Source organism: Advenella kashmirensis WT001 (assembly GCF_000219915.2).
Taxonomy (GTDB): domain Bacteria; phylum Pseudomonadota; class Gammaproteobacteria; order Burkholderiales; family Burkholderiaceae_B; genus Advenella; species Advenella kashmirensis.
In genome coordinates this window covers 612,347-639,166 of sequence record NC_017964.1, presented here as the reverse complement: position 1 = coordinate 639,166, position 26,820 = coordinate 612,347, and the positions used below count along the sequence as shown (strand labels likewise).

The 26,820-nt window shown below is 56.3% G+C and carries 26 protein-coding genes and 4 pseudogenes; 17 read left to right on the top strand and 13 right to left on the bottom strand.

Annotated elements, in window-relative coordinates; all coding sequences use genetic code 11:
• Window positions 1-23: 23 nt before the first annotated feature.
• The 9 genes and pseudogenes from ubiB to ubiE all read right to left on the bottom strand — a co-directional run bounded on the left by ubiB (window position 24) and on the right by ubiE (window position 8,072).
• The gene (gene ubiB, locus TKWG_RS03055; protein ID WP_014749412.1) at window positions 24-1,526 is read right to left on the bottom strand and encodes a ubiquinone biosynthesis regulatory protein kinase UbiB; all 1,503 of its coding nucleotides are present in this window, start codon (window positions 1,524-1,526) and stop codon (window positions 24-26) included.
• Entirely contained in the window at window positions 1,523-2,206 is a 684-nt protein-coding gene (locus TKWG_RS03050; RefSeq protein WP_014749411.1) for a ubiquinone biosynthesis accessory factor UbiJ, read from the bottom strand. Before TKWG_RS03050 ends, ubiB begins: the two co-directional genes overlap by 4 nt.
• 93 nt (window positions 2,207-2,299) lie before the next feature.
• Window positions 2,300-2,530 (bottom strand): hypothetical protein, encoded by a 231-nt coding sequence (locus tag TKWG_RS21040; protein WP_050981514.1) that lies wholly within the window; start codon window positions 2,528-2,530, stop codon window positions 2,300-2,302.
• Between the two features lie 26 nt (window positions 2,531-2,556).
• Window positions 2,557-3,150, bottom strand: a complete 594-nt coding sequence (locus tag TKWG_RS03045) for a type 2 periplasmic-binding domain-containing protein (protein ID WP_050981513.1) — start codon at window positions 3,148-3,150, stop codon at window positions 2,557-2,559.
• 55 nt (window positions 3,151-3,205) lie between these two features.
• A complete protein-coding gene (locus TKWG_RS03040) occupies window positions 3,206-3,979 on the bottom strand; it encodes an ABC transporter permease (RefSeq protein ID WP_014749410.1) in 774 nt (257 codons plus the stop codon).
• On the bottom strand, window positions 3,976-4,974 hold the full coding sequence (locus TKWG_RS03035) for an ABC transporter substrate-binding protein (protein WP_014749409.1): 999 nt from the start codon (window positions 4,972-4,974) through the stop codon (window positions 3,976-3,978). The genes TKWG_RS03040 and TKWG_RS03035 overlap by 4 nt, the downstream gene beginning before the upstream one ends.
• A gap of 180 nt (window positions 4,975-5,154) precedes the next feature.
• Window positions 5,155-5,930 (bottom strand): annotated as a pseudogene (locus TKWG_RS03030) (ABC transporter ATP-binding protein).
• A gap of 206 nt (window positions 5,931-6,136) precedes the next feature.
• Window positions 6,137-7,126: a Tim44 domain-containing protein gene (locus TKWG_RS03025; RefSeq protein ID WP_014749408.1), complete on the bottom strand. Its 990-nt coding sequence runs from the start codon at window positions 7,124-7,126 to the stop codon at window positions 6,137-6,139.
• 178 nt (window positions 7,127-7,304) lie between these two features.
• Entirely contained in the window at window positions 7,305-8,072 is a 768-nt protein-coding gene (gene ubiE / locus TKWG_RS03020) for a bifunctional demethylmenaquinone methyltransferase/2-methoxy-6-polyprenyl-1,4-benzoquinol methylase UbiE (RefSeq protein ID WP_014749407.1), read from the bottom strand.
• A 119-nt stretch (window positions 8,073-8,191) separates the two neighbouring features.
• On the opposite strand from ubiE, the pseudogene phoB reads away from it, so the two are divergent.
• Window positions 8,192-8,886: pseudogene (gene phoB / locus TKWG_RS03015) on the top strand (phosphate regulon transcriptional regulator PhoB).
• 125 nt (window positions 8,887-9,011) lie between these two features.
• On the top strand, window positions 9,012-10,352 hold the full coding sequence (gene phoR / locus TKWG_RS03010; RefSeq protein ID WP_014749406.1) for a phosphate regulon sensor histidine kinase PhoR: 1,341 nt from the start codon (window positions 9,012-9,014) through the stop codon (window positions 10,350-10,352).
• Between the two features lie 141 nt (window positions 10,353-10,493).
• Here the strand turns inward: phoR and TKWG_RS03005 are convergent, their stop codons facing one another.
• Window positions 10,494-11,414 (bottom strand): LysR family transcriptional regulator, encoded by a 921-nt coding sequence (locus TKWG_RS03005; protein WP_014749405.1) that lies wholly within the window; start codon window positions 11,412-11,414, stop codon window positions 10,494-10,496.
• Window positions 11,415-11,583: 169 nt separating this feature from the next.
• Here TKWG_RS03005 and TKWG_RS25715 point away from each other — a divergent pair, with 169 nt between their 5' ends.
• From TKWG_RS25715 to TKWG_RS02980, 7 genes are all read left to right on the top strand, one after another.
• A complete protein-coding gene (locus tag TKWG_RS25715) occupies window positions 11,584-12,156 on the top strand; it encodes an AMP-binding protein (protein WP_050981512.1) in 573 nt (190 codons plus the stop codon).
• 5 nt (window positions 12,157-12,161) lie between these two features.
• Window positions 12,162-13,088, top strand: a complete 927-nt coding sequence (locus TKWG_RS25710) for an AMP-binding protein (protein WP_050981511.1) — start codon at window positions 12,162-12,164, stop codon at window positions 13,086-13,088.
• A gap of 40 nt (window positions 13,089-13,128) precedes the next feature.
• Window positions 13,129-13,296, top strand: coding sequence for a hypothetical protein (locus TKWG_RS24435; RefSeq protein ID WP_014749404.1), 168 nt, complete (start codon window positions 13,129-13,131; stop codon window positions 13,294-13,296).
• An 8-nt stretch (window positions 13,297-13,304) separates the two neighbouring features.
• On the top strand, window positions 13,305-14,093 hold the full coding sequence (locus TKWG_RS02995; RefSeq protein ID WP_014749403.1) for a tripartite tricarboxylate transporter substrate binding protein: 789 nt from the start codon (window positions 13,305-13,307) through the stop codon (window positions 14,091-14,093).
• A gap of 229 nt (window positions 14,094-14,322) precedes the next feature.
• Window positions 14,323-15,072: a 5-oxoprolinase subunit PxpB gene (pxpB, locus tag TKWG_RS02990; RefSeq protein ID WP_014749402.1), complete on the top strand. Its 750-nt coding sequence runs from the start codon at window positions 14,323-14,325 to the stop codon at window positions 15,070-15,072.
• Between the two features lie 41 nt (window positions 15,073-15,113).
• On the top strand, window positions 15,114-16,103 hold the full coding sequence (locus TKWG_RS02985) for a 5-oxoprolinase subunit C family protein (protein WP_148274465.1): 990 nt from the start codon (window positions 15,114-15,116) through the stop codon (window positions 16,101-16,103).
• A gap of 119 nt (window positions 16,104-16,222) precedes the next feature.
• Complete coding sequence (locus tag TKWG_RS02980) at window positions 16,223-16,975, top strand: LamB/YcsF family protein (RefSeq protein WP_014749400.1); 753 nt, start codon at window positions 16,223-16,225, stop codon at window positions 16,973-16,975.
• Window positions 16,976-17,152: 177 nt separating this feature from the next.
• On the opposite strand, the gene TKWG_RS02975 is transcribed toward TKWG_RS02980, so the two are convergent.
• Window positions 17,153-17,752, bottom strand: coding sequence for a YqaA family protein (locus TKWG_RS02975; RefSeq protein WP_041708945.1), 600 nt, complete (start codon window positions 17,750-17,752; stop codon window positions 17,153-17,155).
• A gap of 116 nt (window positions 17,753-17,868) precedes the next feature.
• Here TKWG_RS02975 and ilvA point away from each other — a divergent pair, with 116 nt between their 5' ends.
• A complete protein-coding gene (gene ilvA, locus TKWG_RS02970) occupies window positions 17,869-19,377 on the top strand; it encodes a threonine ammonia-lyase, biosynthetic (protein WP_014749398.1) in 1,509 nt (502 codons plus the stop codon).
• Between the two features lie 260 nt (window positions 19,378-19,637).
• Here ilvA and TKWG_RS02965 read toward each other — a convergent pair whose 3' ends face one another.
• Together TKWG_RS02965 and purT are read right to left on the bottom strand one after the other, a co-directional pair.
• Window positions 19,638-20,177 carry an adenine phosphoribosyltransferase gene (locus tag TKWG_RS02965; RefSeq protein ID WP_014749397.1) on the bottom strand — a complete coding sequence of 180 codons (540 nt, stop codon included), beginning with the start codon at window positions 20,175-20,177 and terminating at the stop codon, window positions 19,638-19,640.
• Window positions 20,178-20,266: 89 nt separating this feature from the next.
• Window positions 20,267-21,492, bottom strand: a pseudogene (gene purT, locus TKWG_RS02960) (formate-dependent phosphoribosylglycinamide formyltransferase).
• A 498-nt stretch (window positions 21,493-21,990) separates the two neighbouring features.
• Between purT and TKWG_RS02950 the strand changes: the two are divergent.
• The 7 genes and pseudogenes from TKWG_RS02950 to ptsN all read left to right on the top strand — a co-directional run bounded on the left by TKWG_RS02950 (window position 21,991) and on the right by ptsN (window position 26,810).
• The gene (locus TKWG_RS02950; RefSeq protein WP_014749395.1) at window positions 21,991-22,980 is read left to right on the top strand and encodes a KpsF/GutQ family sugar-phosphate isomerase; all 990 of its coding nucleotides are present in this window, start codon (window positions 21,991-21,993) and stop codon (window positions 22,978-22,980) included.
• Window positions 22,981-22,983: 3 nt separating this feature from the next.
• Window positions 22,984-23,580 (top strand): KdsC family phosphatase, encoded by a 597-nt coding sequence (locus TKWG_RS02945; protein ID WP_014749394.1) that lies wholly within the window; start codon window positions 22,984-22,986, stop codon window positions 23,578-23,580.
• Between the two features lie 4 nt (window positions 23,581-23,584).
• A complete protein-coding gene (gene lptC / locus TKWG_RS02940; RefSeq protein ID WP_014749393.1) occupies window positions 23,585-24,211 on the top strand; it encodes an LPS export ABC transporter periplasmic protein LptC in 627 nt (208 codons plus the stop codon).
• Window positions 24,208-24,906, top strand: coding sequence for a lipopolysaccharide transport periplasmic protein LptA (gene lptA, locus TKWG_RS02935; RefSeq protein WP_014749392.1), 699 nt, complete (start codon window positions 24,208-24,210; stop codon window positions 24,904-24,906). Before lptC ends, lptA begins: the two co-directional genes overlap by 4 nt.
• A 3-nt stretch (window positions 24,907-24,909) precedes the next feature.
• A pseudogene (gene lptB / locus TKWG_RS02930) lies at window positions 24,910-25,700 on the top strand (LPS export ABC transporter ATP-binding protein).
• A 227-nt stretch (window positions 25,701-25,927) separates the two neighbouring features.
• Window positions 25,928-26,248 carry a ribosome hibernation-promoting factor, HPF/YfiA family gene (gene hpf / locus TKWG_RS02925; RefSeq protein ID WP_014749390.1) on the top strand — a complete coding sequence of 107 codons (321 nt, stop codon included), beginning with the start codon at window positions 25,928-25,930 and terminating at the stop codon, window positions 26,246-26,248.
• Between the two features lie 103 nt (window positions 26,249-26,351).
• The gene (gene ptsN, locus TKWG_RS02920) at window positions 26,352-26,810 is read left to right on the top strand and encodes a PTS IIA-like nitrogen regulatory protein PtsN (protein WP_014749389.1); all 459 of its coding nucleotides are present in this window, start codon (window positions 26,352-26,354) and stop codon (window positions 26,808-26,810) included.
• Window positions 26,811-26,820 lie beyond the last annotated feature (10 nt).

Below are 26,820 nucleotides of genomic sequence, written 5' to 3'. Positions count from 1 at the left end.
GGCCTGCAGCGTGAGAATCAGCGTCATGACGATAAAGATGCGTTCGCTGCGACGATGGCTTTTCCCCAATTGAGACAATTCCTTGCGAATGGCCGGCAAACTATCCTGCGCGCCAGTTGGGTATGCACCAGCCTTGGAATTTCCGGCAACAGATGTGACCACTGCGAAGCTTCCTTGCGCACCTGAGCAATAAAAGCGCGCGGGCCGATGCGATCCCACATCCAGCGTTCCAGAAACGGCTTGGCCGTTTGCCACAAGTCCAGATCGGGATCAAGCTGGCGCCCCATCCCTTCCACGTTCAACAGGGTTTTCTGCAGAAGAACCAGTTGCGGCTGGATTTCCACGTTAAAGCGACGCGAGGTCTGAAACAGGCGCAGCAGCACCTGGCCCAGGGAAATTTCGGATAGTTTACGATCAAAGTACGGCTCGCACACCGAACGCACCGCTGCTTCCAGCTCTTCTTCGCGGGTCGTGGCCGGCACCCAGCCGGATTCGATATGCAGTTGCGCGACACGGCGATAGTCCCGGCGAAAGAACGCCAGAAAATTCTGCGACAGATAATTCTTGTCGAATTCGGAAAGCGACCCGACAATGCCAAAATCAAGCGCGATGTAGCGCCCCAGTGTTTCGGGCTGCAGCGAGACAAAAATATTGCCCGGATGCATATCGGCATGAAAAAAACCGTCTTCAAACACCTGGGTAAAGAAAATTTCCACCCCGTTGCGGGCCAGCTTCTTGATGTCCACGCCCGCCGCCTCCAGCTTGTCAATCTGGCTGACCGGCACGCCGTGCATGCGCTCCATCGTCATGACCGTCTTGCTGGTAAATTCCCAGATTACTTCGGGCACGATCAGCAAATCGGCGCGCTTCGGATTGGATTCGAAGTTACGGCGCAACTGGCTGCAATTGGCCGCCTCAACCTGCAAATCGAGTTCATCATGCAGATATTTGTCGAACTCGCTGACCACTTCCCGGGGCCGCAAGCGGCGCCCATCCGGCAACAGGCGTTCAACAAAACCGGCAAACAGATTCATGAGCGAGAGGTCGCGCTCGATGACAGCCAGCATGCCGGGACGCAGTACCTTGACCGCCACTTCACGACCATCATGCAGTACGGCAAAATGCACCTGCGCAACCGAGGCCGACGCCACCGGCTCGGTTTCAAATAGCGCGAACAGCTCGGACGGATGCTTGCCAAACGCTTTCTGGATGCTCTCCATGGCCTGTTCGGACGGAAATGGCGGTACACGATCCTGCAACGCCGACAGTTCATCGGCAATGTCCAGCGGAATAAGATCACGCCGGGTGGACAGGACCTGGCCGAACTTGATGAAGATCGGCCCCAGCGATTCGAGTGCAAGTCGCAGGCGCTCTCCGCGCGGCTGCTCGAAACTGCGGCCCAGCCGCACTACTTTGAGAAGAGAACTGGCAATGGGATGCTTAAGCCCGCTGAGCACCAGTTCATCCAGACCATACCGCAGGCAGATCAGCAATATGCGCAACAGGCGCAGGGTAGACATAATCATCGTCCGCTCCTGCGTTGCCGCGCATCAAGTGCCCTGAGCCGGGCGTCAAGCTGGTCCAGTTGTACGGTAGCAGCGCGCAGGCTCTGCTCCCAGGATTGCAGTGCCGGCTTGCTCAGCACCATGCCGGCCTCCTCAGACACATATTCACTCACGTTTTCCGACAGGCGGCCGGCCACGGTCGTGGTTGTCGCAATGGCACGATGCAGCAGCAAATGAATTTGTTTTGACAGCAGGCCGCCGGTAAACCGGGCCAGTTCGTGCTCGGAATCCCAGCGCAGGTCACGCGCCAGGTCAGAGACCAACTGCGCCAGGCCTGCATCCCCTTCCAGATGCAACAGCGCGGCCAACTGCGCAGGATCGTGCCGATTGCGCAATGCCCCGGGCACATCGCCCAGCCGGCTCTCGGGAATGGACAGCGTGACATCGGCCACCACTGCAGGATCAGCGCGCGCCACGCTGCCATCGTGCCCAAGGGTAAACCGAAGCACAAGTCGGCTGATGCGGATGCATACGGTTTTGCCGGCATGCGCAGCAATACGCGTCTTGGCCCAGGGCTCGCGATCCAGCAGCAGGTTCAGGGCGCGCACAATAGGAATGTTTGGATCAGGTAAGTCGGAGAGCAACATAAAAATCCGGTAGGCCACGGCAAGATTCTGAATCCGATAGTGTACTCTTTTCATGCAGAACCAGACCCGTTTTACGCTTGCGGGCGCTGTCGCGCCGGGATCACAGCGGCACCGTTGGTCAAATCCAGGAGCCGCCGCCGCGTGCGTTCAGCTATGGCAATCGGGTACTTCCTGGTCCAGATAGACATCAAAGGCCACATCGGTCGCCCACTTTTTACTGAACACCGTCCATTGCCCGGTCCTGTCCCACTGTTGCATCCGGGCCCGCAGCCATTGCGCTGCATGCGTGTTTTTGGCAGAAACCAGCCAGGTGAGTGTACGGGGTGTGTCGGCCAGTTCAAGCGTGGCGGAAAATTTCTTCCATTCCGGATACTGCATCAAGGGTTGCCAGACCGTCTGATCTATCAGCCCAGATCACATTTGCCTTCGCGTACCGCGACCAGCGCATCCGAAGGCACGGCAAAGGGCAGCAACGTTGCTCCCGCCCGTGTTGCTTGCTCCGCCGCATGCTCTGCGGTACGGGCGATGCACACGGTGCGCCCCGCCAAATCGGCCCGCGAGCGAATTTGCGTATCGCTGCGGATAACCGCCTTGGGATACGTACGATAACTGGTAGGAACAGATGTCACACCGGGCCAGTTGGCTGCATCTGTCGGCAGGCTATAAAGCGCCAGATCGACGCTGCCTTCTGCCAACGCCTTTGCCGCCTGGGCAGGCGCTAGCGGCACCCGCTGCGCCGGCACATTCAGGGCGGCGGCAAGCGCCTTGACGGCGGGCGTATCCAGCCTGTCTTCAGTCCGAACCTTGGCGCCCGGCGCTGCAGCAGGTGTAATGTGGATCACCGCCACACGCAGCGCACCCCGGGCGATCGCCTGCGGAAACAGATCTGTGGCTGTAGTGGCTGCGGCGGCAGTCGTGGCAGCAACGGGCATCAGTGTCCCGGCACAGGCCCAGATTAGCAGTACGCGCAGGACAGCTCGGATGGACAGCAGGGTCATAATGCATATTCCCGCCCCGCCGCACGGCGGGACTTGCAGGATTGGGTCTGGTAACTCAGACGTACTGGTAACGCAGCAGTCTGTGCTTGATACGCTCCAGGATCAACTGATCGATAAGCGCCGCCAAAATGGCGATGACCAGGATATTGGCCATGACACCTGTCATATCGCCGGTATCGCCGGAAAAACTCAGCGAGCGGCCAAGGCCCTTGCCGAAGTCAACCAGCATTTCCACGGAGATCAGCGCGCGCCATGCGTTGCCAAACGCCAATTGCGCGCCGGTAATCAGCTCGGGCATGACCGCAGGCAGATAGACACGCCTTACCAGGCCCCAGCGACTGGCGCCCATAACGCGAGCCGCAGAAATATGCACCTTGTGCACCGATTCGGTGGCGTTCATGACGCTGAGCGCGGCCGGGAAAAAGGCAGCCAGTGCCACGACAACGATCATGGGCTTGTTGCCAAAGCCCCAGACGATCAGAAACAGCGGCACCCAGGCAATGCTGGGCAGCGACTGCAAAATCACAATCACATTGCGCAGTACTTCGCGAAAGAAATTCAGACTGGCCGCCAGCAGACCGAAGGCGATGCCGCAGATCAGCGCGATGCCGTAGCCCGTGCCAAGACGCGCCAGGGAGCCGGCCAGGCCGCTATAGAACTCACCGCTACGAATGCTTTCGGACAGCCGCTCGAGCACCGGCAAAATACCGGGCATGAGAAAGTCTGGCAGTGTCAGTGCGACCAGTTGCCAGACCAGAAGAATGAAAGCGATGGCCAGCACCACCGCCAGCGGCTTTTTATAGCCGCCGATCCGGGTGTCGTTGCTCACAGTTTACGTGCCTTCTGCCATTCAAGATCCAGCACCGTATTAACATCAAATGGTTTGCCATCCTTGGTCTTCAGGGAACCGTTACTCTCCATGATGCGAGCCAGTTCTGTCATCCGCTCAATATCCTTGTCTGTCACGGTAGGCGTAAATTCCTGGGTCTTGATCGCGTCTTCAATTACGGTCTCGCGCGCCAGCTCACCCTGCTTTAGGGTCTTGAGGGTAGGTTCGGCGATAAAGTAACTGGCGATCAGCTTCGATGCCTGGGCCGGTTGATTTTCAAGCAATTCGATTGCCTGCTGCTGGGCATCCAGCGCCTTCCAGATATCGTCCTTGCGGGCTTGCAGCACTTTGCCGGAAGTAATCACAACCATGCACGGGAAGGGCCAGCTTTGGCCAACCTCATAGATCTGTTTAACCGGCGCAACCAATTGCGCAATCCGGTCATACGGCTCGAAAAGAAACGCAGCATTTACACGATTGCCCACCAGCGACTGTACGGCCACTGCGGGACTGACGCCCATGACACTGACATCACCCTCGGCCAGACCCGCCTGCTTGAACACCACGCCGCGCAAGACGGTATCGGCGGTGCTGCCCTGGCTTTGTGAAGCCAGCGTTTTACCTTTCAGGTCGGCCACAGTATTAATGCCGGCATCATCACGCACGACCAGTGAGTGGTAGCCGCGCTGCGCACCGGCCACCACCTTCAGGTCTGCGCCACGGGAAGCCCAGGAGATGGCGTTAGTAAAGCCAAGCACGCCAACATCGACCTGGCCGCCAACAATAGCCTTGATCAGATCGGTACCAGACTTGAATTCCATCAGATCGGTGTCCAGGCCCTGTTTTTTGTAGAACTCACCTTCATGAGCAACAATGGCCTGCGCATCATCCATCACTCGCAGATAGCCCACTTTGAGCTTGTCGGCCGCCATGGCCGCACCAGACAGCAACAGCGAAGCCACCAGGGGCAACGCGGTCCATTTCCGAATATTCATCTCTGACTCTCTCTAAAAATTTGAATGGTTTTTGTTATTGACTCATATACTGTCTGCAAGCAGACGTTTGCCGCTTATCTGAATCGGCTTGCCGGATTATTTACCGATACCGGATGCCCTCATACAGACGCCGACTGAGCGCGGCAGGAAGATCGCATCAGCGCGCCGTCAGCGTCGCGTTCAGGCAGCCATTTCAATCGGCTTTGCAGCCGGCTTGGCCTCATGTGTGACCGCAATACCCAGCAGGCTGAGAATTTCTCGTTTTTCCGCCGCCAGATCCGACAAATCGTGCGAGCGCTCCCGATGGGTCAGATTAAATTCCTTAAGGACCGTGGCAGGCCTGGCGCTAAATACCATGACGCGGTCGGCCAGAAACAGGGCCTCATCCACATCATGAGTGACCAGCAGCACGGTTGGCCTGGCCTGTTCAACCAGGTCAAGCAACACATCCTGAAGGCTGAGCCGGGTCAGTGCATCCAGTGCGCCAAAGGCTCATCAAGCAACAGCACTTCCGGTTCTGCAATGAAAGCACGGGCCAGCGCGGCGCGCTGACGCATGCCGCCTGAAACCTGATGCGGATAATAATGTTCAAAACCGTCCAGGCCCACGCGTTGCAGCCACGTGGTGGCACGCTCGTAAGCCTGCTTGCGGGCCACCTGCTGAAACTCCAATGCCATGGCAACGTTCTGCTTGAGCGTGAGCCACGGATACAGCGCATGCTCCTGGAATACCAGGGTGCGGCTGGGGTCCGGCTTGGTCACAGGCTGCGAATCGGTATCAATATGGCCTGACGTGGTGCTCTCCAGGCCGGCAGCCATGTGCAACAGCGTGGATTTGCCTGAACCCGAAGGCCCTACCAGGGCAACGATCTCACCCGAGCGAAAGTCGGCGCTGAAATTCTCAACAACCGAAAGCGAACCGAACTGCTTATAAACATTGTTGAAGCTAAGATTCACGGTATTTTCCCTATACGATCTGACACTATAACCAAATCTTCTTAAGAGAAAAAATAATTAGTATTTATTTTTATATAGCTATTAGTTATTAATAATAAGCAGCAGTCATAAAGGCCAGCCAGGCCACAAAACAACAAGGCGTGATCACGAAACATGATCACGCCTTGTGTGCCGGCTAACTTTGCCGACGTCGTTCTACTCTACAGTCAGGAAGCGTTTTCCACCGGAATCTGCTGAATACCCGCCAGCAGCCAGCCGGAATTGTTTTCCTTGTACAGGTTCCACACTTCCTCGAATCGGAAAGCGGCTTCCTGAGCGTCTTCACGCAACATGCCGGAGAAACGTACCGAGGCAAGATGGCCGTCCTGAACCTGCTCGATACCAAGCAGTTCTGCATTGAGCAGCACGACTTCAGTCTGGCTTTGGCCGGCGCGACTGGTAATTTGCGGAGACAATTCTGCCACCAGATCTTCGGTCAGATAGTTCTTGAGATCTTCAATATCACCCTTGTCCCACAAGCCCTGAATGGTCACAAACTGCTTCTTGGCGGTTTGCAGAAAGGTCGGTGTATCAAAATCGCCCGGGATAAACCAGCTTTTGTCTGCCGGCTCGGCCGCTGCCTGCGCATTACCGGAAAAGTCTGTTGCAGACAGGCCGCTTTGTTGCTGCATGCCGCCACCGGTGCTGTCCTGCCCGGTGTACTGATGCCGTGAACCCGGCGCGGGGCTGCCCGCCTGGCGCTGCATGGGCGAGGCGCCCTGGAAGGCCGGGCGAGCCTGGCCACCGCGCAGGCGACGCACAATAAACATAACGCCAAAAATAACGATCGCTATAAGAAGCGCGCTGGACAGGAACTCAAGCATGGCGCCACCCAGGCCCAGGCTGGACAGCAACGCGGCAATACCCAGACCAGCAGCTATACCGGCGATCGGGCCCAGAAAACGGGAAAAACCACTACGCTGTGCCGCAGCGCCGGCATTGGCAGCAGTGCCGGCTGGCGCCGCTGAAGTGCGATTGACGGCATTGGGAGCCTGTGCCGCTGGAGTCCGGTTCGTTGTAATGTTGGAAGACTGGCGTCCGAAACTGCTGCCCCCTCCCATACGGCGGGCTTCAGCGTCATGGGTCACGGCCAGCATGCTTACAGATGACACGACAATCATCGCAGCGGCGAGAAATTTAGACCACTTTTTGAACATTGATTATTGCTCCGGTGGGATTGACCCACAATGAATAAATTAGCAAACAATTCAATCTTACAAAAACCTGAATATTAATGCAAGCTACTTTGTAATGACCTGAAAATGAAGGATCGATCTGCCTGATCGCTGCGCCCGCCGAGACAGCTGCCCCGGACAATCCCGAGCAGACTTCAGATCAGAACAGCTTTACGCCTTCGTGCAACGCCACCACACCGGCGGTCAGATTGAAATAGCTAACCCGCGGCAAGCCGGCGTCGCGCATCATTTGCGCCAGCGTTTCCTGATCGGGGTGCATGCGGATGGACTCGGCCAGATAGCGGTAACTGTCTTCGTCATCTGCCACTTTTTTGCCAAGCCAGGGAAGAATATTGAACGAATACCAGTCATAGGCAGGCGCCAGCGGCGCCGCGATCCGCGAAAACTCCAGCACCAGCAATTTGCCGCCAGGCTTGAGCACCCGTTGCATTTGTTGCAGGGCCAGGTCCTTATGCGTCATATTGCGCAGACCGAAGGCAACAGTGACGACATCAAAAAATTCGTCGGGAAAAGGCAGGTGCTCGGCATCGCACACCACAGTAGGCAGTAACACCCCCTTATCGGTCAGGCGATCCCGTCCAACCTGCAACATGGAGGAATTAATATCGGTATGCCAGACCTGGCCGGTGGGGCCGACCTTGCCTGCAAAAGCCAGGGCCAGGTCACCGGTGCCCCCGGCAATATCGAGCACCCGCATGCCAGGCCGCACGCCCGCCCGTCCGATTGTGAAGCTTTTCCACAGACGATGCATGCCGCCGGACATCAGGTCATTCATGACATCGTAACGTTGCGCCACCGAATGAAAAACTTGCGCCACTTTTCCGGCCTTTTCCTGTTCATCGACAGTGCGAAAGCCGAAATGCGTGGTACCGGATTGCCCGGCGGACGTTGGACGTTCTGAATTCATATGCAATCTTTATGAAAAGTAGGCAGGGTTGTCACAAACATGACACAATCAGGCAATACCATTGGAGACTAGTATTTCCGGTTAATGTCAATCGTGTGACTTTTTAATTTTACTTCATTATGGCCAGCACAATTCTCGTCGTCGAAGACGAACCCGCAATTCAAGAGCTCATCTCCGTCAACCTGTCCTTTGCCGGCCACAAAGTGCTGCGCGCGCTGGATGCTGAACAGGCAAAGGTATTGATCAATGCAGAGTTGCCCGATCTGATTCTGCTGGACTGGATGCTGCCTGGCTCCACCGGCCTGAATCTGGCACGCAATCTGCGCAGCAGTGAGCGCACCCGCGACATCCCCATTATCATGCTCACTGCCAAGAGCTCCGAAGCTGATAAAGTAGAAGGCTGGAAAGCGGCGCCGACGACTACATTACCAAGCCCTTTTCCCCCAAAGAGCTGATGGCGCGCATCAAGGCAGTGCTGCGTCGCCGCGCCCCGCAACTGACCGACGATGAAATCGAGATTTCCGGACTCAAGCTGGATCCGGTCTCGCATCGCATCACAGGCAACGGCTCAAACCTGCCGCTGGGCCCGACCGAGTTTCGTCTGCTGCACTTTTTCATGACACATCCCGAGCGGGTATTCACCCGTGGTCAGTTGCTCGACCAGGTCTGGGGCGACCATGTATTTCTGGAAGAACGCACCGTCGACGTACATATTCGTCGCCTGCGCAAGGCGCTTGAGCCGAGCAACCATCATAATCTGGTTGAAACTGTACGCGGAAGCGGGTATCGTTTTACCTCTAAACTGCCGGCCTGATTGCCCGCCAGGCCCGTCCATAGCGGGCCCGGTTTTTATTATTGATGCTGGCTACTGCTGGCGCGCCGTGTTTTTCTTCAAGGTTGGGCGGCCAGCGCACGCCACTGTTCAGGATATAATCAATCATGCCCCGCCCCTCACTCCTGTTCGCCTATCTTGCTGCCGTTGCCCTCGCACTGGGCATCCAGTGGCTCGTCGGTGGATTCAGCGGCGTTCTGTTGCTGGCTGCGTGCGGCGTCATTTATCTTGTCGGACACCAGCGCCACCACAGGCTCACGCTCAAGTGGGTCAGCCACCCCACCAGCGCCCCACCGCCCGACCTGGGCAGCTATGACGAAATCGTCACGCCGATTTATAAATACGTACGCACCCGCCAAAATGAATACACCGCGCTGCGCGAACTGACCAATAACGTTCTGTCGGCGGCACAGGCGCTACCGGCTGCAGCAGTCACGCTGGACAAGTCCTTCCAGATAGAATGGTGCAACGCTCAATCCCAGCGACTGCTGGACCTGGTCTACGAAAAAGACAAGGGCTACAACATCTTCAATATCATTCGCCTGCCTGAGTTTTTCGATTATGCTCAAAGCCGTCAATGGACTCGTCCTTTACGCAGTCGCAGGGAAATTGGCGGACAGGTGTGCTCCCTGCAATTTCAGCTGACCCAGCATGCCAATGAAGGATATCTGCTGCTGTGCCAGGACATTACCCAGCTGGAAAAGCTGCAAACCACACAAAGGGATTTCGTCGCCAACGTTTCGCATGAGATCCGCACCCCGCTGACAGTACTGATCGGTTTTCTTGAAACCATGCGTGACCTGCCACATGAGGCGCTCACCAAAGAACAGCGCAAGCAATATGAAGAATTGATGCACGAACAGGCACAACGGATGCTGGCCATCGTAGCCGATCTGCTGACGCTGTCCACCCTGGAATCGACCGAAATCGTCGAGGGCTCCAACGTGCAATTGGCCCCCATTATCGACAAGGCAGCCGTACAGGCCCAGTCAATCTCGCGCGAATCACACGCCTTCGAATTCGACGTGGACCCCACGCTGGCGGTTGTCGGGCAGATGAACGAGCTCGCGTCTGCCGTCACCAACCTGCTGACCAACGCCGTACGCTACACCCCGGAAGGTGGAAAAATTACCATACGCTGGGCCCGCAACGAACATGGTGAGGCCATCTTCAGCGTGACCGATACGGGCCTGGGCATTGAAAAGAAAGACATTCCGCGCATTACCGAACGCTTTTACCGGGTAGACAAAAGCCGTTCGCGCGCATCGGGCGGAACCGGCCTGGGCCTGGCCATTACCAAGCACATTGTCATCCGACACAATGCCAAGCTGGTTGTGGACAGCGAAATCAACAAGGGCAGCACCTTCAAGATTGTTTTTCCGGAAAATCTCGTGGCCCACGCCCCCGAGAGCACGGAGACCAAGGTCGTTGAAGATGCCGGCGCGTAATTTGCCCGCGCCACGGCCAGATGCCTCGCGGGAACGCGCAGCGGCACGTCCAAATAACCGAAGCTGAACTCTGAACAGACAATCAGGCTCTACTTATCGTAAAGACTGATAGCGCATAAAAAAATGACGAGCCACCATGCGCTACGCAAACATCCGTCTTAATTTGCGAATGACAAAGTCGATGAACCGTCTTTGCAATTGAGTCATATGAAAAGTCTGTGTGGATATCACATACAGACGATCACCAAACCCTTTTATTTGGCAATCTGGCAGCAGCCTGACCAAAGAGCCCTCATCCAGTTCTTTTTGTATTGAATACGCCGGCAGCAGGCCAATGCCCTGGCCGCCGAGCACGTTATCCCTGAGAAACGGCAACGATTCGGACTGCACCCGTAAACTGAGTGGAATATGGACCGTGCTGTTTTCACTTGTGATAACAGTAAGTTTGGGGCTGGCTACGGTGTAGGTGGGTGTAATAAAGGGTAATGCGGCCAGTTGCCGGGGCAGCGTAATCGGCCCGACCGTTTCAAGAAAATCAGGTGCAGCACATATGCACCAGGGAACGACACCTATTTCACGGGCAACATAGTCTGGGGGGATAGTGTCAATTGTCGTTATCTGCAAGGCAACGTCAATTTCGGAAGAAAGGAAATTTTTGATCCTGTTGCTGAAAATGATTGTGAATGAAATATTCGGATTCTCTTTGATGAAATCGATCAGGACGGTGTTGAAGTAGTCCTGGCCCAGGCTGGTGGGCACGCACAGTCGTATATGCCCCTGCATTTCATTTTTCAGGCCCGATAACTGGCGCTCTGCGGTATCCAGTTGTTCAAAGATTCCCACGCAATGGTCATACAGACATTGGCCCGATCCTGTCAGGTCAATATCGCGTGTAGAGCGCCGTATCAGTTGGGTGCCAATGCTGCTTTCCAACGCCTTGAGTTTCTGGCTGACCCCCGAGCGGCTGATGCGCAATTTTCTACCGGCAGCAGATAGCGAACCTGTGCGCACAATTTCATGAAAAACGTATAAAAGATTCAAATCGTATTCATAAGGTTTCATATGAAATACGCCCCTGCCTTGTGTGTGCCATCATTGATCATCTATTTGTATTGTAGGTGTTTTCCTTTATATTGTTCATAATTAATAAACAATCTGTTAAGAGCAAGCGCGTTGTATCTGCCGGGCAGATTCGGTAAGCTTTTTTCTGATAACGAGAGGATACGAGACAATGATCAAGGCAAATCTGATTTTCAATGATGCCGTGGTAAGCAATGAAGCATTAAATCGGCAAACGGATTTGCTGATCAGCGCATTCGAACAAGCGCACATCACAGACATGGATGTGATTGCCATCTACCTGCCCAATTGCCCTTCGCTCATTGAAGCCATTGCCGCTTCGATGTTATATGGCAATAATTATTGTCCGATTAATTACCGGCTGACGTCGGCCGAAGTCAGCTATCTGTTGCGCGACAGTGAAGCCAAAGTGATTGTGACGTGCAGTGAAGGTTACGACAAAATCAAGGCAATTGTGCCCAGTGAAACGAGCATCATTCTTGCTGATCAGGAACGTGGAGAAATTGCCCGCGCGCATACCTACTACAAACTGGATCATTCCTTAGCGATTCCTCGCAGGGCGGTAGCATCACCTCGCTCCCGATTTCTTGGCACCCATATGCCTTATACATCGGGCACGACAGGCAAACCAAAAGGCATCGTAAGGACAAAAAAACTGCGGACCGACATTTCTGCAGCACCCGGCTCATCGCCGGCGCATTGGGCATTAAAGGCAATGGCGTAGCGTTAATGCCTGCACCACTGCATCACAGTGCAACCAACAGTTATGTCCAGCAGGCGCTGCTATACGCCGGCACGCTTATCCTGATGGACAGGTTCGATGCAGAAAAAGTCCTGCAACTGATCGAAAAACACAGCGTAACGACTGCCTATCTTGTACCCACGATGTACAAGAGAATGCTCGATTTGCCAAAAGCGACCAAAGAAAAATACGATTTGTCCAGCCTGCAATTTGTTGCCTCTACCGGTTCGGCCTGCCCTGCCCTGCTCAAACGCCAGATGATCGAATGGGTAGGGCCGGTCATCCATGAGAGCTACGCCTCCAGCGAAATGGGCCTGGTCACGTTGATGACTGCTAACGAATCAATGACAAAACCCGGCAGTGCCGGCAAGCCGCTGGGCAATGCTCAAATCAGAATCCGATCAAACGGCACGTGGGCGCAAGCGGGCCAAAGCGGGCTGATATACGTGCGACAACCGGCCTATGCCGACTTCACCTACAAAAACAATCATGACGCGCGTCAATCCATGGAATGCGATGGCTTGCTGACTGTCGGCGACATTGGCTATCTGGACGATGAAGGCTATTTGTATGTGACCGACAGACAATCGGATATGGTTATTTCTGGCGGCGCCAATATCTATCCTGCCGAAATAGAACAGCTCATCCACCAGCGACAGGACATTGAAGACACCGCCGTGTTCGGCATACCGGACGACGAGTTTGGAGAAAGCCTGGTCTGCCTGCTGCAAATGAAGGCCGGGCGCACATTGGATAAAGATGAATTTATCCGGTTTCTCAGGACGCATCTGGCGGGCTACAAAATTCCCAAGAAAATCGGCTTGATTGACAAGCTGCCTCGCGAAGAGACCGGCAAGCTGTTCAAAAAGAAATTGCAACAGTCGCTGGGCGATACAACGATCACCTACCTATAAACCATTTTTATAACAATCAACTAAACAGAGAGACAATACAATGAAACGAATAACGGGATGCCTGGTGCTTGCGGCACTAACCCTGAATACGGCCGCATGGGCAGCCGACTACCCGACCAAGCCTATTACGCTGGTTGTTCCTTATACCGCCGGCGGCCCGACAGATCAGATGGCCAGATCGCTGGCCCAGGGCTTGCCGAGCAACTGAAGACGCCGGTGGTGGTCGATAACAAACCGGGCGCGCATACATCGATTGGTACCGGCTACGTTGCCAATGCAAGTGCCGACGGTTATACGCTGTTGATGGCAAGCAACGGCAGCATGATACTGAATCCGTTACTGTACAAAAAAACGCCGTACAAACTGACAGACTTCAAGGTCTTTGCCATTGCAACCGAAGCGCCCCTGGTCGTTGTCGTCAATCCAAAGCTCAAGGTACACAATATCCAGGAGCTGATCAGCTATTCCAAAACGGTGCCCAAGGGACTGAACTATTCGTCCGTGGGCCAGGGCAGCCCGCTACATCTGGCGACCGAGATCTTGAATGAAGAAGCCAAAATGAATATGACCCACGTGCCCTACAACGGTACGGCGCAGGCGCTCACGGCCGTGGCCGCCGGGGATGTGGATTTGATGAGTGATGTTGTGAGCACGTCGCTGCCACTGATATCGGCAAATAAAGTGCGGCCCATCGCTGTCACGACATCGGAGCGGCTAAAGGTACTTGCAGATGTGCCGACCGTTGCTGAATCAGGTTTTCCGGGATTTCATGTTGCCACCTGGTTCGGGCTGGCCGTGCACAAGAACGTACCGGTAGCGGTCACCGAAAAGCTGCATAAGGCTGCGTACCAGGTGATTACTTCCGAGGGCTTTCGCAAGCGCTTCGAAGCCCTGGGCCTGATCGTACAAAACAACCAGAATCAACAGCAGGTTGATCAATTCGTCCAGACTGACTTGGCCAGTTGGAAACGGATTGTGGACCTGAAACAGCTTTCGCTGGATTGATGGCCCCGCTGCAACATCATCGCAGTGCCCGAGACCGGGATCTGACGGGCGCCGTTCTCATGAGCCGCCATGCTGAAGCGGTATGCACAGGCGTGCGCATGGCGACAATGACGGCTATTGGACTCAGGTTTTACCCCTACGGGCACCTGAAACCAGATGAATACTGATACACTATTTTGCACATCGGCCTGCAGTGGGTCCCGTTTTTCCGACAGCATTTGCACAACGCATGAGTTCACATCCGGTCAATTCCACCGCCCCCTGGACCTTTACCTCTGAAGGCGATCATTGCCTGATCATCCGCTTTGGCGACAGCATTGATCCGGCCATCAACGCCCGGGCGCGCCAGGCGGCAGAGCTCATTCATAATGCCGGTCTGCCTTATATCAGCGACCTGGTTCCCACCTTCACCACCCTGGGGGTGTATCTGCATCCCTTTTATGCCGAGCCGCCTGCACACAAAGCGCTGATCGATACCCTGACTGCGGTGCTGGCACCGCTGACCCAGCCTCAAGACACCGCCGGCGCTGTGACCGAAGCGACCCGACAGATCCGTATCCCGGTTTGCTACGACCCCGAACTGGGCATCGATCTGGCACAGATTGCCCGGCACTGCAAGCTCACGGTAGATGAGGTGATTCAATTGCACACGGCAGCGCCGGTTCGCGTTTTCATGCTTGGTTTTGCCCCTGGCATGGGTTATATGGGGTTGTCCGACAGCCGTCTTGCCATCGGCCGACGCGGCACGCCGCGCAACCGCCTGCCTGCCGGCTCGGTCGCGATCGCCAATCGCCAGACGGTCATCTATCCCAATGAATCGCCTGGCGGCTGGAATATTGTTGGTGCGACACCATTGCGCCTGTTTGACCCGAGCACGCCGCCCTATGCGCTTTATGCGCCGGGCGACCAAGTGCAGTTCGAAGCCATTGACCGCGAACAGTATGAACAGATCAAGGCGCAACAATATGCCGCGCGTTAAGGTGAGAACATGAGTCTGCAGGTGCTCAAACCCGGCCCTCTATCCCTGTTTCAGGACGCCGGACGGCATGGCTATCAGGCCTACGCGCACCAGTCTGCGGTGTCATGGACCAGGTTGCATACAGGCTGGCCAATGCCCTGGTAGGCAATCGCGAGCCCCTGCCGGTGCTGGAAATGACGCTTTCCGGACCGCAAATCCGATTCCAGCAGGATGCCTGTATCGCCGTGTGTGGCGCCCCTTTTTCCCTGCGATGCGACCAAAGACCGCTGGCGATTAACCGCCCGCACCTGATTCGCGCCGGACAGGTGCTGGACATCGGCGCGGTTCCCATGACCGATGGTAGGCCACAGGGACATGCGCGCGCCAGCCTGGCCATTGCCGGTGGTGTACAGCTGACCACCAGCATGGAGAGCGCCAGCACGGACATCAAAAGCCGCATGGGCGGCATCCAGGGACGCGCACTGGTCAAAGCAGACACGCTTGTTCTTAACTGCAAGATCAATGCCACGACAGTTGACGCACTTGACCACTTTCTGGATGATTTCCGGATCTATCTGCCGGCAGGGCTGGGACTGGCAGCGCGGCAACATATTCGGATTACCCGGGGTGCGCACTGGACCTTGTTTGACACCCGGCAGCAAGACCTGTTTCTGAATTCGCCCTACACCATTACCGCGAACTCGGATCGCATGGGCTACCGCCTTGACGGTCCATCCCTGGAGCCCGAACCCGGCTTGCAGATTCTCTCAGAACCCACTGCTTTTGGCACTATTCAGGTTCCGCCCGACGGCCTGCCGATTATTCTGATGGCCGATCGGCAGACAACAGGCGGGTATCCCAAGATTGCCAACGTCGCCAGCGTAGACCTGCCCGTGCTGGCGCGCTGTTTACCTGGCGAGCGCCTTGAGCTGACACTGATCAGCCTGGACCAGGCGCACCAGATCTTCCGGCAGCGTGAAGCGTTGTTTGCCCACCTGCTGCACGCCCTGGAGCCGCTTACCACACGCATTGCCGCTGCGTTCTCGGATTGAGACGGCGGGACCGGTGGCGGCATTATTGGGTGGGCTCCGTTTAGCGCCAGCCCTTTACGGTATAGAATGCCAGTATGACTGTCGCGATTTCACGTGCCTGCGGCAGAGGGAAGAATCCTATGAAGAAAATTGATCTCAATTGTGATATGGGTGAAAGCTTCGGCGCCTGGACCATGGGTGACGATGGCGCCATCATGCCTTATGTCACCTCGGCCAATATCGCCTGCGGCTTTCATGCGGGCGATGCGCATACCATGCGACGCACCATGCAACTGGCGCTGCAACAGGGCGTCAAGCCAGGCGCCCACCCTGGCCTGGACGACATCCGCGGCTTTGGTCGCCGTCCCTTTGCACTCACGCCCATTGAAGCCTATGACCTGGTTGTCGTGCAGATCGGCGCGCTTGCCGCGGTCGCCCGCGCTCAGGGCGGCAGGCTTTATCATGTGAAAGCGCACGGCGCCCTGTATAACATGTCGGCCAATCATGCCGAACTGGCGGCAGCCATTGCCCAGGCGGTATTGGACGTCGATCCGCAACTGACGCTGTTTGCACTGGCCGGCAGCAGACAGGTAGACATCGCTCGCGGCCTGGGTCTGAACGTCATGCAGGAAGTCTTTGCCGATCGCTCCTATCAGGACGATGGCACCCTGACGCCGCGCAGTCAGCCCGGCGCCCTGATCGAAGACGTTGAGACTTCGGTAGCGCAGGCGCTGACGATGGTGCGTGAGGGTTATGTGATCGCCCAATCAGGCAAAAAAGTGGAGATACAAGCCGATACACTGTGCCTGCATGGCGATGGCGCGCATGCGCTGGAGTTTGCACGCCAGATTCACGCTGTTTTTGCAAAGGAAGGGCTGCTGATGGCCCATTGAGGCAATAGCTGTGGTGCGCAATAACATAGTCACCACAGCGTCATTCTCGCCGGTCACGCGATGGCCCATTCTGTCACCGGTCGATAAATGATTGTGATTTACCCGGTCACCAAGAGATCAACGCTCGGCATCGCCCTCCAGCCCGAGACCACACCGCAGCCCGGGCTTCGCCGCTTTTTACCAGAGCCACAATACGGCGGAGGTCATCAGCAGATAGCGCAGGAACTTGCCGATGGTCATAAAAATAATACACGGCAACAAGGGCAGGCGCATCCATCCGGCGACACCGCAAAGGGGATCGCCCACTACGGGCAGCCAGGAGAACAACAACGCGGCGGGACCAAAGCGGTCAAAATAATAGGTCATCTTGCCGTGCCAGCGTCCGCCTTCTTTACCCGGCGCAGCAGGCGACGGCGCAGCCTCGTCGCCTTCGGACAGGTATTTTTCTTCGGCCGCTACCGCCAGACCGGTCTCGTCAACAATTTCACCGGCAGCCAGCGCCTGCTTGTGCTGGAACTTTTCATAGGCGACCTTTGCCGCCTTACCCATATAGTAGGTGATCACCCCGCCAATGGTATTGCCCACGGTGGCGACCACCATGGCAGGCCAGAACATGTCGGGCGCTATTTTCAGATAGGCAATGACCACCGGTTCCGAACCCAGTGGCAACAGGGTAGCCGAGACCAGCGCAACCACGAAAATGCCGGGCAAACCGACAGTAGGAAGGGACAACACAGTCAGCATTTCCCTGACCCACAACATTACTTCATGTTCCATAACTTCCCTATTGGACCGACTTTTTGAAAACGACGGTTCCGGCTTTAATCCCAAAATCAGATCCGCTATGTTAACCTTAAGCGCTTGTCTGTATCCTCTTTTCTTTCAAAAATAACATGTCAACCGACTACCTCAAACGCATACTCACATCTCGTGTTTACGATGTCGCAATCGAAACAGCCCTGGAACCGGCCACACTGCTTTCCCAGCGGATTCAGAATACAGTACTGCTCAAGCGTGAGGACACCCAGCCGGTATTCAGCTTCAAAATACGCGGGGCCTACAACAAAATGGCCAACCTGCCCCCGGAAGCGCTCAAACGCGGGGTGATTGCCGCCTCTGCCGGCAACCATGCCCAGGGCGTGGCCATGTCGGCCAAGCGGCTGGGCTGCCGCGCCGTAATTGTCATGCCTACTTCTACACCCGCTGTAAAAGTAGATGCGGTCAAGCGCCTGGGCGGCGAAGCGGTGCTGCATGGCGACTCATACAGCGACGCTTATGAATTTGCCTGCACCCTTGAGAAGAAGGAAAAACTCACGTTCGTGCACCCGTTTGACGATCCCGATGTGATTGCCGGACAAGGCACCGTTGCCATGGAAATCCTGCATCAGCATCCCGGCAAACTGGACGCGGTTTTTGTGCCTATCGGCGGCGGCGGGCTGCTCGCGGGCATTGCCGCCTACATCAAGCAACTGCGTCCGGATATCGCTGTCATTGGCGTACAGACAGAAGACTCCGATGCGATGGCACGCAGTTTTCGCGCCGGACGCCGCGTCAATCTGAGCGACGTGGGTTTGTTTTCCGATGGCACCGCCGTCAAGCAGGTCGGCAGCGAAACCTTCCGCCTGATTCATAAATATGTAGACGATATCATCACCGTCAATACCGACGAGTTATGCGCGGCCATCAAGGATGTGTTTCAGGATACCCGCAACGTGGTAGAACCGGCTGGCGCGCTTGGCCTGGCGGGCGCCAAACGCTACGCCGCTGAACACGGCTGGAAAAACAAGACCGTCATTGCCATTGCCTCGGGCGCCAACATGAACTTTGACCGGCTGCGTTTTGTCGCAGAACGGGCCGATATGGGCGAAGCGCGCGAAGCCATCTTTGCGGTTACCATGCCCGAAGAGCGTGGCAGCTTTCGCCAATTATGCACGCTGCTGGGTAACCGCAGCGTGACCGAATTCAACTATCGCATTTCAGACGCGCAAAAGGCGCATGTCTTTGTCGGGATCCAGATCAGCTCACATGCTGAAGCCGAAAAACTGGCCAACACCCTGCGCCGCAAGAAATTCGAAGCCCTGGACCTGACCCACGATGATCTGGCCAAATCACATTTGCGATACATGGTCGGTGGCCATTCGCCGCTGGCAGACAATGAAGAATTGTACCGCTTTGAGTTCCCGGAACGCCCCGGGGCGTTGATGCGCTTTCTGGATACCATGAATCCCGAATGGAATATCAGCCTGTTTCATTACCGCAACCAGGGCTCTGATTATGGTCGGGTGCTGATCGGTATACAGGTTCCGCCTGCCGACAAAAAGGCGTTCAAGCAATTTCTCTCGCAAATTGGCTATCCGTACGAGAACGAAAGCAAGAATCCGGCATACAAGCTGTTTCTGTAGAAACAACCACCGTAGCAGTCAGTATATAAGAAGCACATTGAAGGCGCACATTGGGCATCAGGAGAAACCGGCAACTTCCCCTGATGGCCTGCGCCAGGGCCCAGCTTGTATCACGCCATAACGGATCCTGCCGTTATCACTAGAATGCCAGTTGCATCACACAACACCGGCCTTCCTGCGTGCCGACAAAAGGCGCAGCAGATCGCTGCGCCAGGTTTGCAGCAAACACCCAAGACACCCTCTAATCAGACCGAAAGGCCTCAGAACTCACAGACCGTAAAAACGGATGCGCCATTTTCCCGCAACAATTTCGACCCACCCAGCTCGGGCAAATCAATAATGGCAGCCGCTTCCACAACATTGGCACCCAGGCGCTGCAACAGTTTGGCTGCCGCCAGCATGGTACCGCCAGTCGCAATCAGATCGTCCACCAGCAGCACGCGCTGGCCGGGACGCACGGCATCGGTGTGCATTTCGACGCTGGCATTGCCGTATTCCAGAGAGTATTCTTCGGCCAGTGTCTGAAAAGGCAGCTTGCCTTTCTTGCGTACCGGCACAAACCCCAGCTTGAGTTCATAGGCCAGTACGCTGCCCACGATAAAGCCGCGCGCATCAATGCCGGCAATCAGATCCAGCCGTTCACGCATGTACCGATAAACAAAAATATCCAGCAGAACCCGAAAGGTGCGCGGGTCTTGTAACACAGGTGTGATATCACGAAATGTAATGCCCGGCTTCGGCCAGTCAGGCACGCTGCGGATGGCGTTGAACACCATTTGATGCGGGTCAATCATGGTCATGATGTCAGAAACTCCTGTGACGGTGAAAATCAAACAACGACACTATAGCCGATTCACGAACCCCAATACCGGCGATTCGCTTTGCGTCCTTAATCGACGGACGACACTTTGATAGCCGATGACACGCGCAGTGCTTTTTCACGGGCCAGGTCGGTCGTCTCCGCTGCAGCCAGCGCCACTCCCATGCGTCGACGCACGAAAGACTGCGGCTTGCCAAAAAGACGAACGTCAGTATCAGGTTCTGCCAGTGCCTCGGCCACCTGACTGAAGCTGACGGCATCTGCATCCACGCCGCCATAGATCACACTGCTGGCTCCGGTGGCGCGCAACGCCGTATTGACTGGCAGCCCGAGCAGTGCCCGCGCATGCAGTTCGAATTCATTCTGCGTTTGAGTGATCATGGTAACCATTCCGGTATCGTGCGGCCGCGGGCTGACCTCGGAAAACCAGACCTGATCGCCCGCCACAAACAGTTCTACACCAAAGACGCCCAGCCCCTGCAAGGCGCCGGTGACCGCCAGTGAAATCTCTTTGGCCCGCTGCAGCGCCGCAGGCGACATGGCCTGCGGCTGCCAGCTTTCCACATAGTCCCCGGCTTCCTGGCGGTGGCCAATAGGTTCACAAAAATGCGTGACGATCTCTCCGCTTTTGGGGTCTCGAGCCCGCACGGTCAGTAAGGTGATTTCATAATCGAAACGGACAAATCCCTCGACAATGATTCTGCCTTGCCTACGCGCCCGCCTTCCTGGGAATACTGCCAGGCATGCTGCACATCATCTGCGTTGCGAATAAGTGATTGGCCTTTGCCCGAAGAGGACATGACCGGCTTGACCACGCAGGGATAGCCGATCTGCTCATCGATGGCCTGCTGCAGCGCTTGCTGCGTATCGACAAAGCGATAGGGCGATGTGGGCAAGCCCAGCGTTTCGGCAGCCAGCCGGCGTATGCCTTCACGATCCATGGTCAGCCTTGCGGCCAGTGCCGTCGGCGTGACCCGCAGCTGCCCCTGCGCTTCCAGTTCCACCAACAGGTCGGTGGCAATGGCCTCGATTTCAGGCACGATCACATGGGGTTGCTCTGCCTCGATGATGCGACGCAGGGCCTCCCTGTCTGTCATGTTCACCACGTGGGCGCGATGGGCCACCTGGTGCGCCGGCGCATTTTCGTAGCGATCCACGGCGATCACCTCTACGCCCAGGCGCTGCAGGGCGATCACGACCTCTTTGCCCAACTCGCCCGAGCCGAGCAACATCACGCGGGTAGCCGCGCGGGAAAAAGGGGTACTCAACACGGGAGAAGCAAAATTGACGGTCATGATGGCATTGGTGATCAAAAAGATTGTACGGTTGCCAAACAGACCGGCAACGGCAAGGGATACCCTGGTATTTCCTACATCGCTTTACATTCTGCATCACGTTAAAGCGTGCTGATGAGACACCCATCGGACAAAAAATGCACACCAGGCGGACACGACAGGCACGCGGCAAATGCGATGGCCGGGGCAAAACACGCTTGCGCCGGTCCGGCTATGCAGCAACACCATCACGAAGTCGATAGCAGCAATAACAGGCAAACAGGGTACGAACAGCGTCGATTATAAAACGCCTGCATGACAAAAACAGCGCCACGCCTGTGACCGCCAATTTCCCCTGCCGCCTCATCCGTAACGGCAACCGGCGTCGGGCGGTGGCCACTGGCTGCGGCTGCACCGCTGGCAGGGCGCCGCTTCCGGTTGCAACCCGCTGCAATGTGCATTTTGACAGAAGCCTGAAATTTATCCATCTTGCACTCGCGTTGCGATTAAAATTGCCGGATGGCCAATGAAATTGCATTTACTTCTGCCGATGCCCTTGCCTCTGCGCATCGTACGCTGCAAACCGAGATTGCCGAGTTGCAGCACCTTGACGCACGCCTGGATGAGCGCTTTGCCCAGGCGGTAGCCCTGCTGCTTGGCAACAAGGGGCGTGTCGCCGTTACCGGCATCGGCAAATCGGGACATATCGCCCGGAAAATATCAGCCACCTTCGCCTCTACCGGCTCGCCCAGCTATTTTGTACACGCCGCCGAAGCCGCGCACGGCGATCTGGGCATGATTACCGGCGAGGACATTATTATTGCCGTATCCTATTCCGGGTCATCGCCCGAGCTGGCAACCATTTTGCCGATCGCGCGGCGGCTGGGCTCGAAAATCATCGGTATTTGCGGCAACCGCTATTCCGAACTGGCCAGCCTGTCTGATGTTTTCCTGGACGTTGGGGTCACGCGCGAAGCCTGCCCCCTCAATCTGGCCCCCACCTCCAGCACCACCGTCACGCTTGCATTGGGCGATGCGCTGGCGATTGCGTGCCTGGAAGCGCGCGGCTTTGGCACATCCGATTTTGCCCGCTCGCATCCTGGTGGCGCGCTGGGCCGTCGCCTGCTCACGCACGTGCGCGATGTCATGCGCCAGGGCGAGGAGCTGCCCATTGTCGGTCCGGATACCCCCATGCAAAAAGTACTCGAAGAAATGACTGGCAAACGCATGGGCATGACAGTGATTGCCGACCAGACCCGCAAGCCCCTGGGTATTTTCACCGATGGCGACCTGCGCCGCCTGATCATGCAAAAAGGGGACATCCGGCCGACCACGGCAGGACAGGTCATGACCCCCCATCCACGTACAATCGGCCCCGATGCGCTGGCTGCAGAAGCGGCTGCCGTCATGGAGCAACAAAAACTCTCGACCATGCTGGTCGTCAATCAGGAACAAACGCTGGTCGGTGCCCTGCACATGCACGACCTGATGGATGCAAAAGTAATCTGACGTATGAAACCAATCACCCCTCCCCATCCGGCCGAAGCGCTGGTCCTTTCCAAAATCAGCCAGCCCGTACGCGAGCTGGCGGCACAAGTCAGGCTTATCGCCTTTGATGTAGATGGCATCCTGACCGATGGCAGCCTGTGGTACGGCGAGCACGGCGAACTCATGAAGCGCTTTTGCGCGCTGGACGGACACGGCATGAAAATGCTGCATCAGGCTGGCGTGCGCGTGGTCCTGATTACCGGTAGGGAAGGAGAAATTCTGACGCGCCGCGCCGCCGACCTGGGCCTGTCGGATGTTTTTCAGAATGTACGCGACAAAGTTTCCGTGCTCAGCCAGCTGGCCGGCGACATGGGACTGGGCTTTGAAAACGTAGCGTTCATGGGCGACGATGTTATCGATCTGCCGGCCATGCAAAAGTGTGGCTTTGCCATCAGTGTGCCCAATGCACCGCTGTATGTGCAGCAAACGGCCCATTGGACCACCACATTGCCTGGCGGCAGCGGCGCGGTACGCGAGTGTACCGATTTGATCCTGGCCGCGCAGGGCACCCTTTCAGGCTTTTTCACGCCAGGCCGCATTACCGGCAATGTCATCCAGTAATGCGATGAAAGAACGCTTCCCCGCTCTTATCGCGCTATTCATGCTCATTACACTGGTTATTTCAACCTGGTGGGCAGCCGATTATGCGCAGCGGGCCATTGATGTAGACCCGCCGGCACGCAAAACGCAGGAACCCGATTCATGGTCGGAAAAATTCGTGATGCTCAGCTCCGATGCCAGCGGTGTGCCCGTCAACCGGCTGGAAGGCTCGCAGATGCAGCACTTCCCTTATAACGACAGTTACCTGATTACCAACGCCACCGCCACCGGCCAGCGCCCGGACTCGCCCCGTACCGTAGGCACTGCAGATACGGCCACGGTACTGGATGACGGCAACAAGATTATCATGCAGGGCAACGCCCATCTGCACCGCTTTCCGCACGGCGAAGACAAGGCGCTGGACGTCACCAGCGAGCAATTGATCATCTATCCCAATGAAGATATCATAACGACTGACAAACCGGCGCTCGTCATCAACGGCAATTCCCGTATGAACGGCAACGGAATGATGTATAACAACAAAACCAGAAAACTCGATGTGTATTCCTCTTCCGACGTCTCCATCTCAGGGCAGGATAGTCAACGGCGTCGTACCATCATCCCCAACAAGCAAGGAAACTCCCCGCAATGAATGCGTCATCTTTCAGAATCACGACACACGCGCTGTGCCTTGGCCTTTGTGCCCTGCTGGCCGGCACCGCGGCGCTGGCCCAGACGCCTGCCGGATCCCAAAGCCCGGCAAACAAAGAAGAGCCCGACACCCAGGTCTTGTCTGATACCCTGAGCTATGATGACGCAAACAAAACCAGCGTTTTTACCGGCAATGTCATTCTCACGCGCGGTCTGATGAAGCTGACCGCCGACAAACTCAGCCTGCGCGAAGATGCGCAGGGCTTCCAGCATGGCGTAGCCACGGTCAACAAATCTCGCTTTGTCTTCATTCGCCAGGAACGGCCCGAAAACTATGAAGTGGTAGAAGCGCGTGGGGATCGCGGCGAGTACGATGGCAAGCTGAACACCGTCAAGATGATTGGCCACGCCACGGTAACCCGGTTCATTTGCGGTAAGCCGTTCGATACGGTTAACGGTGAAGTCGTCACGTTCAACAACCAGAACAATACCTACTCGGCAACCGGGGGCCCGACATCGGCAGCCCAGCCTGGCCGGGTGCGCTCTATTGCCCAGCCGCGGGCCAAAACAGACCAGGCCGTGGCCGAATGCCGCAAGCTGTATAACAACAAGCCAATGCCCAGCACCATCCAGGCACCCGCCCAGGACACCGGATCGGCTGCCACCGGCGGCGCCGGCAAAGCAACCCAGAATTAATGCATGAATACCTCATCCAGCTCTAGCCTGCAGACCAACACCATTGACAGTCTTGGGCAGCTCAAAGCCATCGGCCTGCAAAAAATATACAATGGCCGCAGCGTTGTCCAGGACGTCTCCATTTCCGTATCCAGCGGCGAAGTCGTCGGCCTGCTCGGCCCCAATGGGGCCGGCAAAACCACCAGTTTTTACATGATCGTAGGGTTGGTGCCGGCCGATTTCGGACGAATTGAAATTGACGGGCGCGACATTACCGCGCTGCCCATCCACAAGCGCGCCCATCTGGGCCTGTCCTATCTGCCCCAGGATGCCTCGGTATTCCGGCGCCTGAGCGTCGAACACAACATCCAGGCCGTGCTGGAACTGCAGGATGACCCCGAAACCGGCAAGACACTGACACGCAAACGGGTCCAGGAGCAGCTGGAACTGCTGCTCGAAGAGCTGCAAATCACCCACATTCGCAAGAACGCCGCCATTTCCCTTTCCGGCGGAGAACGGCGCCGCGTCGAAATTGCCCGGGCGCTGGCAACCAACCCCCGCTTCATTCTGCTGGACGAACCCTTTGCAGGAGTTGACCCCATCGCAGTGATTGAAATCCAGCGCATCGTGCGGTTTCTCAAAAGCCGCAATATCGGCGTGCTGATTACCGACCACAACGTACGTGAAACCCTGGGCATTTGCGATCGCGCCTACATTATCAGTGCCGGCAAGGTGCTCACTGACGGCGAACCCGACGCCATTATTACCAACCGGAAGTGCGCAAAGTCTACCTGGGCGAACACTTTAAAATGTAACTGTCTGCGCGCCCCTGCCGCGCTGCCACAGGGGCGCTGGCAAGCAGACTGCCTTGCAGGGGGGGCTTGTATAAGTCCAAATAAGGTTTAAACTATCCCCAAGGACTGAAAAAAAATAGCTTTTCATCAACCTGTCAAAAAAAGGAGTTACGCCTCTCTCATCTTTTTGTACTGACGCCCTGCCCTGTTGCGGCGTCTGCCTATTCAACTTTCAAAAGGAGCACACTATGAATCTTAATATCAGTGGCCATCATGTGGAAATTACCCCTGCCATTAAAGAATACGTAGTGACCAAGTTCGCCAAAGTCCTCAGGCACTTCGATCATGTCATTGACACCCAGGTTATCCTGTCCAGGGAACCCCTGAAGCACAGCGCAGAAGTTACACTACGCGTGCCGGGCAAAGACATCCATTGCGAAGTTACGGACGAAAATCTGTATGCGGCCATTGATTTGCTTTCGGACAAAACCGACAGACAAGTCATCAAATACAAAACGAAAGCGTCAAATCACTCCAATGAATCGGCAAAAAGAATGAGTATCGGCTAGATACGTTGTACTTTTTTCCCGTTTTTTGCCCAAACCCGGCCGGATGGCCGGGTTTTAGCTTACCCTTCTATTTCTTATTGTAAGAACATCCTATAATTGCGGCATGAATCAACTATCCCGTATCCTTCCGCAGGAAAATATCCTGCTGGATGTCAATGTCACCAGCAAAAAGCGCGCTTTCGAACAAGCTGCGCTGCTGTTCGAAAACAATCAGGGCATTGCCCGCTCCACGGTTTTCGACAGCCTGTTCTCGCGCGAGCGACTGGGCTCCACTGCGCTGGGGCATGGCGTAGCAGTGCCTCATGGCCGCATCGCCAACCTGAAGCAGGCGGTTGCAGCCGTCATGCGGCTGAGCACGCCCATCCCCTTTGATGCGCCTGACGGACAGCATGTACAACTGCTGGTCATCCTGCTGGTGCCCGAAAGCGCAACCCAGCAGCATCTGGAAATACTGGCCGAATTGGCGCAAATGCTCTCCAGCGCAGAAACACGCAAGCAATTGCTGGGCAGCCCCAATGCAGAAGGCATTCATCAACTGCTGGCCCACTCTGCCGGCAATTAATCGGGGCACG

Excerpts from the sequence above, each read along its gene's own strand:
- TKWG_RS21040 (WP_050981514.1), bottom strand. The coding sequence starts at position 2,530 with ATGCAGTATCCGGAATGGAAGAAATTTTCCGCCACGCTTGAACTGGCC.
- hpf (WP_014749390.1), top strand. The coding sequence starts at position 25,928 with ATGAATCTTAATATCAGTGGCCATCATGTGGAAATTACCCCTGCCATT.
- TKWG_RS02950 (WP_014749395.1), top strand. The coding sequence starts at position 21,991 with ATGGCCAATGAAATTGCATTTACTTCTGCCGATGCCCTTGCCTCTGCG.
- TKWG_RS03045 (WP_050981513.1), bottom strand. The coding sequence starts at position 3,150 with ATGACCCTGCTGTCCATCCGAGCTGTCCTGCGCGTACTGCTAATCTGG.
- pxpB (WP_014749402.1), top strand. The coding sequence starts at position 14,323 with ATGAGTTCACATCCGGTCAATTCCACCGCCCCCTGGACCTTTACCTCT.
- TKWG_RS24435 (WP_014749404.1), top strand. The coding sequence starts at position 13,129 with ATGAAACGAATAACGGGATGCCTGGTGCTTGCGGCACTAACCCTGAAT.
- ubiE (WP_014749407.1), bottom strand. The coding sequence starts at position 8,072 with ATGAATTCAGAACGTCCAACGTCCGCCGGGCAATCCGGTACCACGCAT.
- lptA (WP_014749392.1), top strand. The coding sequence starts at position 24,208 with ATGAATGCGTCATCTTTCAGAATCACGACACACGCGCTGTGCCTTGGC.
- ubiB (WP_014749412.1), bottom strand. The coding sequence starts at position 1,526 with ATGATTATGTCTACCCTGCGCCTGTTGCGCATATTGCTGATCTGCCTG.
- TKWG_RS03035 (WP_014749409.1), bottom strand. The coding sequence starts at position 4,974 with ATGAATATTCGGAAATGGACCGCGTTGCCCCTGGTGGCTTCGCTGTTG.
- TKWG_RS02965 (WP_014749397.1), bottom strand. The coding sequence starts at position 20,177 with ATGACCATGATTGACCCGCATCAAATGGTGTTCAACGCCATCCGCAGC.
- TKWG_RS03050 (WP_014749411.1), bottom strand. The coding sequence starts at position 2,206 with ATGAAAAGAGTACACTATCGGATTCAGAATCTTGCCGTGGCCTACCGG.
- ilvA (WP_014749398.1), top strand. The coding sequence starts at position 17,869 with ATGTCAACCGACTACCTCAAACGCATACTCACATCTCGTGTTTACGAT.
- TKWG_RS03005 (WP_014749405.1), bottom strand. The coding sequence starts at position 11,414 with ATGAAACCTTATGAATACGATTTGAATCTTTTATACGTTTTTCATGAA.
- TKWG_RS03025 (WP_014749408.1), bottom strand. The coding sequence starts at position 7,126 with ATGTTCAAAAAGTGGTCTAAATTTCTCGCCGCTGCGATGATTGTCGTG.
- TKWG_RS02980 (WP_014749400.1), top strand. The coding sequence starts at position 16,223 with ATGAAGAAAATTGATCTCAATTGTGATATGGGTGAAAGCTTCGGCGCC.
- TKWG_RS25710 (WP_050981511.1), top strand. The coding sequence starts at position 12,162 with ATGCCTGCACCACTGCATCACAGTGCAACCAACAGTTATGTCCAGCAG.
- lptC (WP_014749393.1), top strand. The coding sequence starts at position 23,585 with ATGAAAGAACGCTTCCCCGCTCTTATCGCGCTATTCATGCTCATTACA.
- phoR (WP_014749406.1), top strand. The coding sequence starts at position 9,012 with ATGCCCCGCCCCTCACTCCTGTTCGCCTATCTTGCTGCCGTTGCCCTC.
- TKWG_RS02945 (WP_014749394.1), top strand. The coding sequence starts at position 22,984 with ATGAAACCAATCACCCCTCCCCATCCGGCCGAAGCGCTGGTCCTTTCC.
- ptsN (WP_014749389.1), top strand. The coding sequence starts at position 26,352 with ATGAATCAACTATCCCGTATCCTTCCGCAGGAAAATATCCTGCTGGAT.
- TKWG_RS02975 (WP_041708945.1), bottom strand. The coding sequence starts at position 17,752 with ATGGAACATGAAGTAATGTTGTGGGTCAGGGAAATGCTGACTGTGTTG.
- TKWG_RS25715 (WP_050981512.1), top strand. The coding sequence starts at position 11,584 with ATGATCAAGGCAAATCTGATTTTCAATGATGCCGTGGTAAGCAATGAA.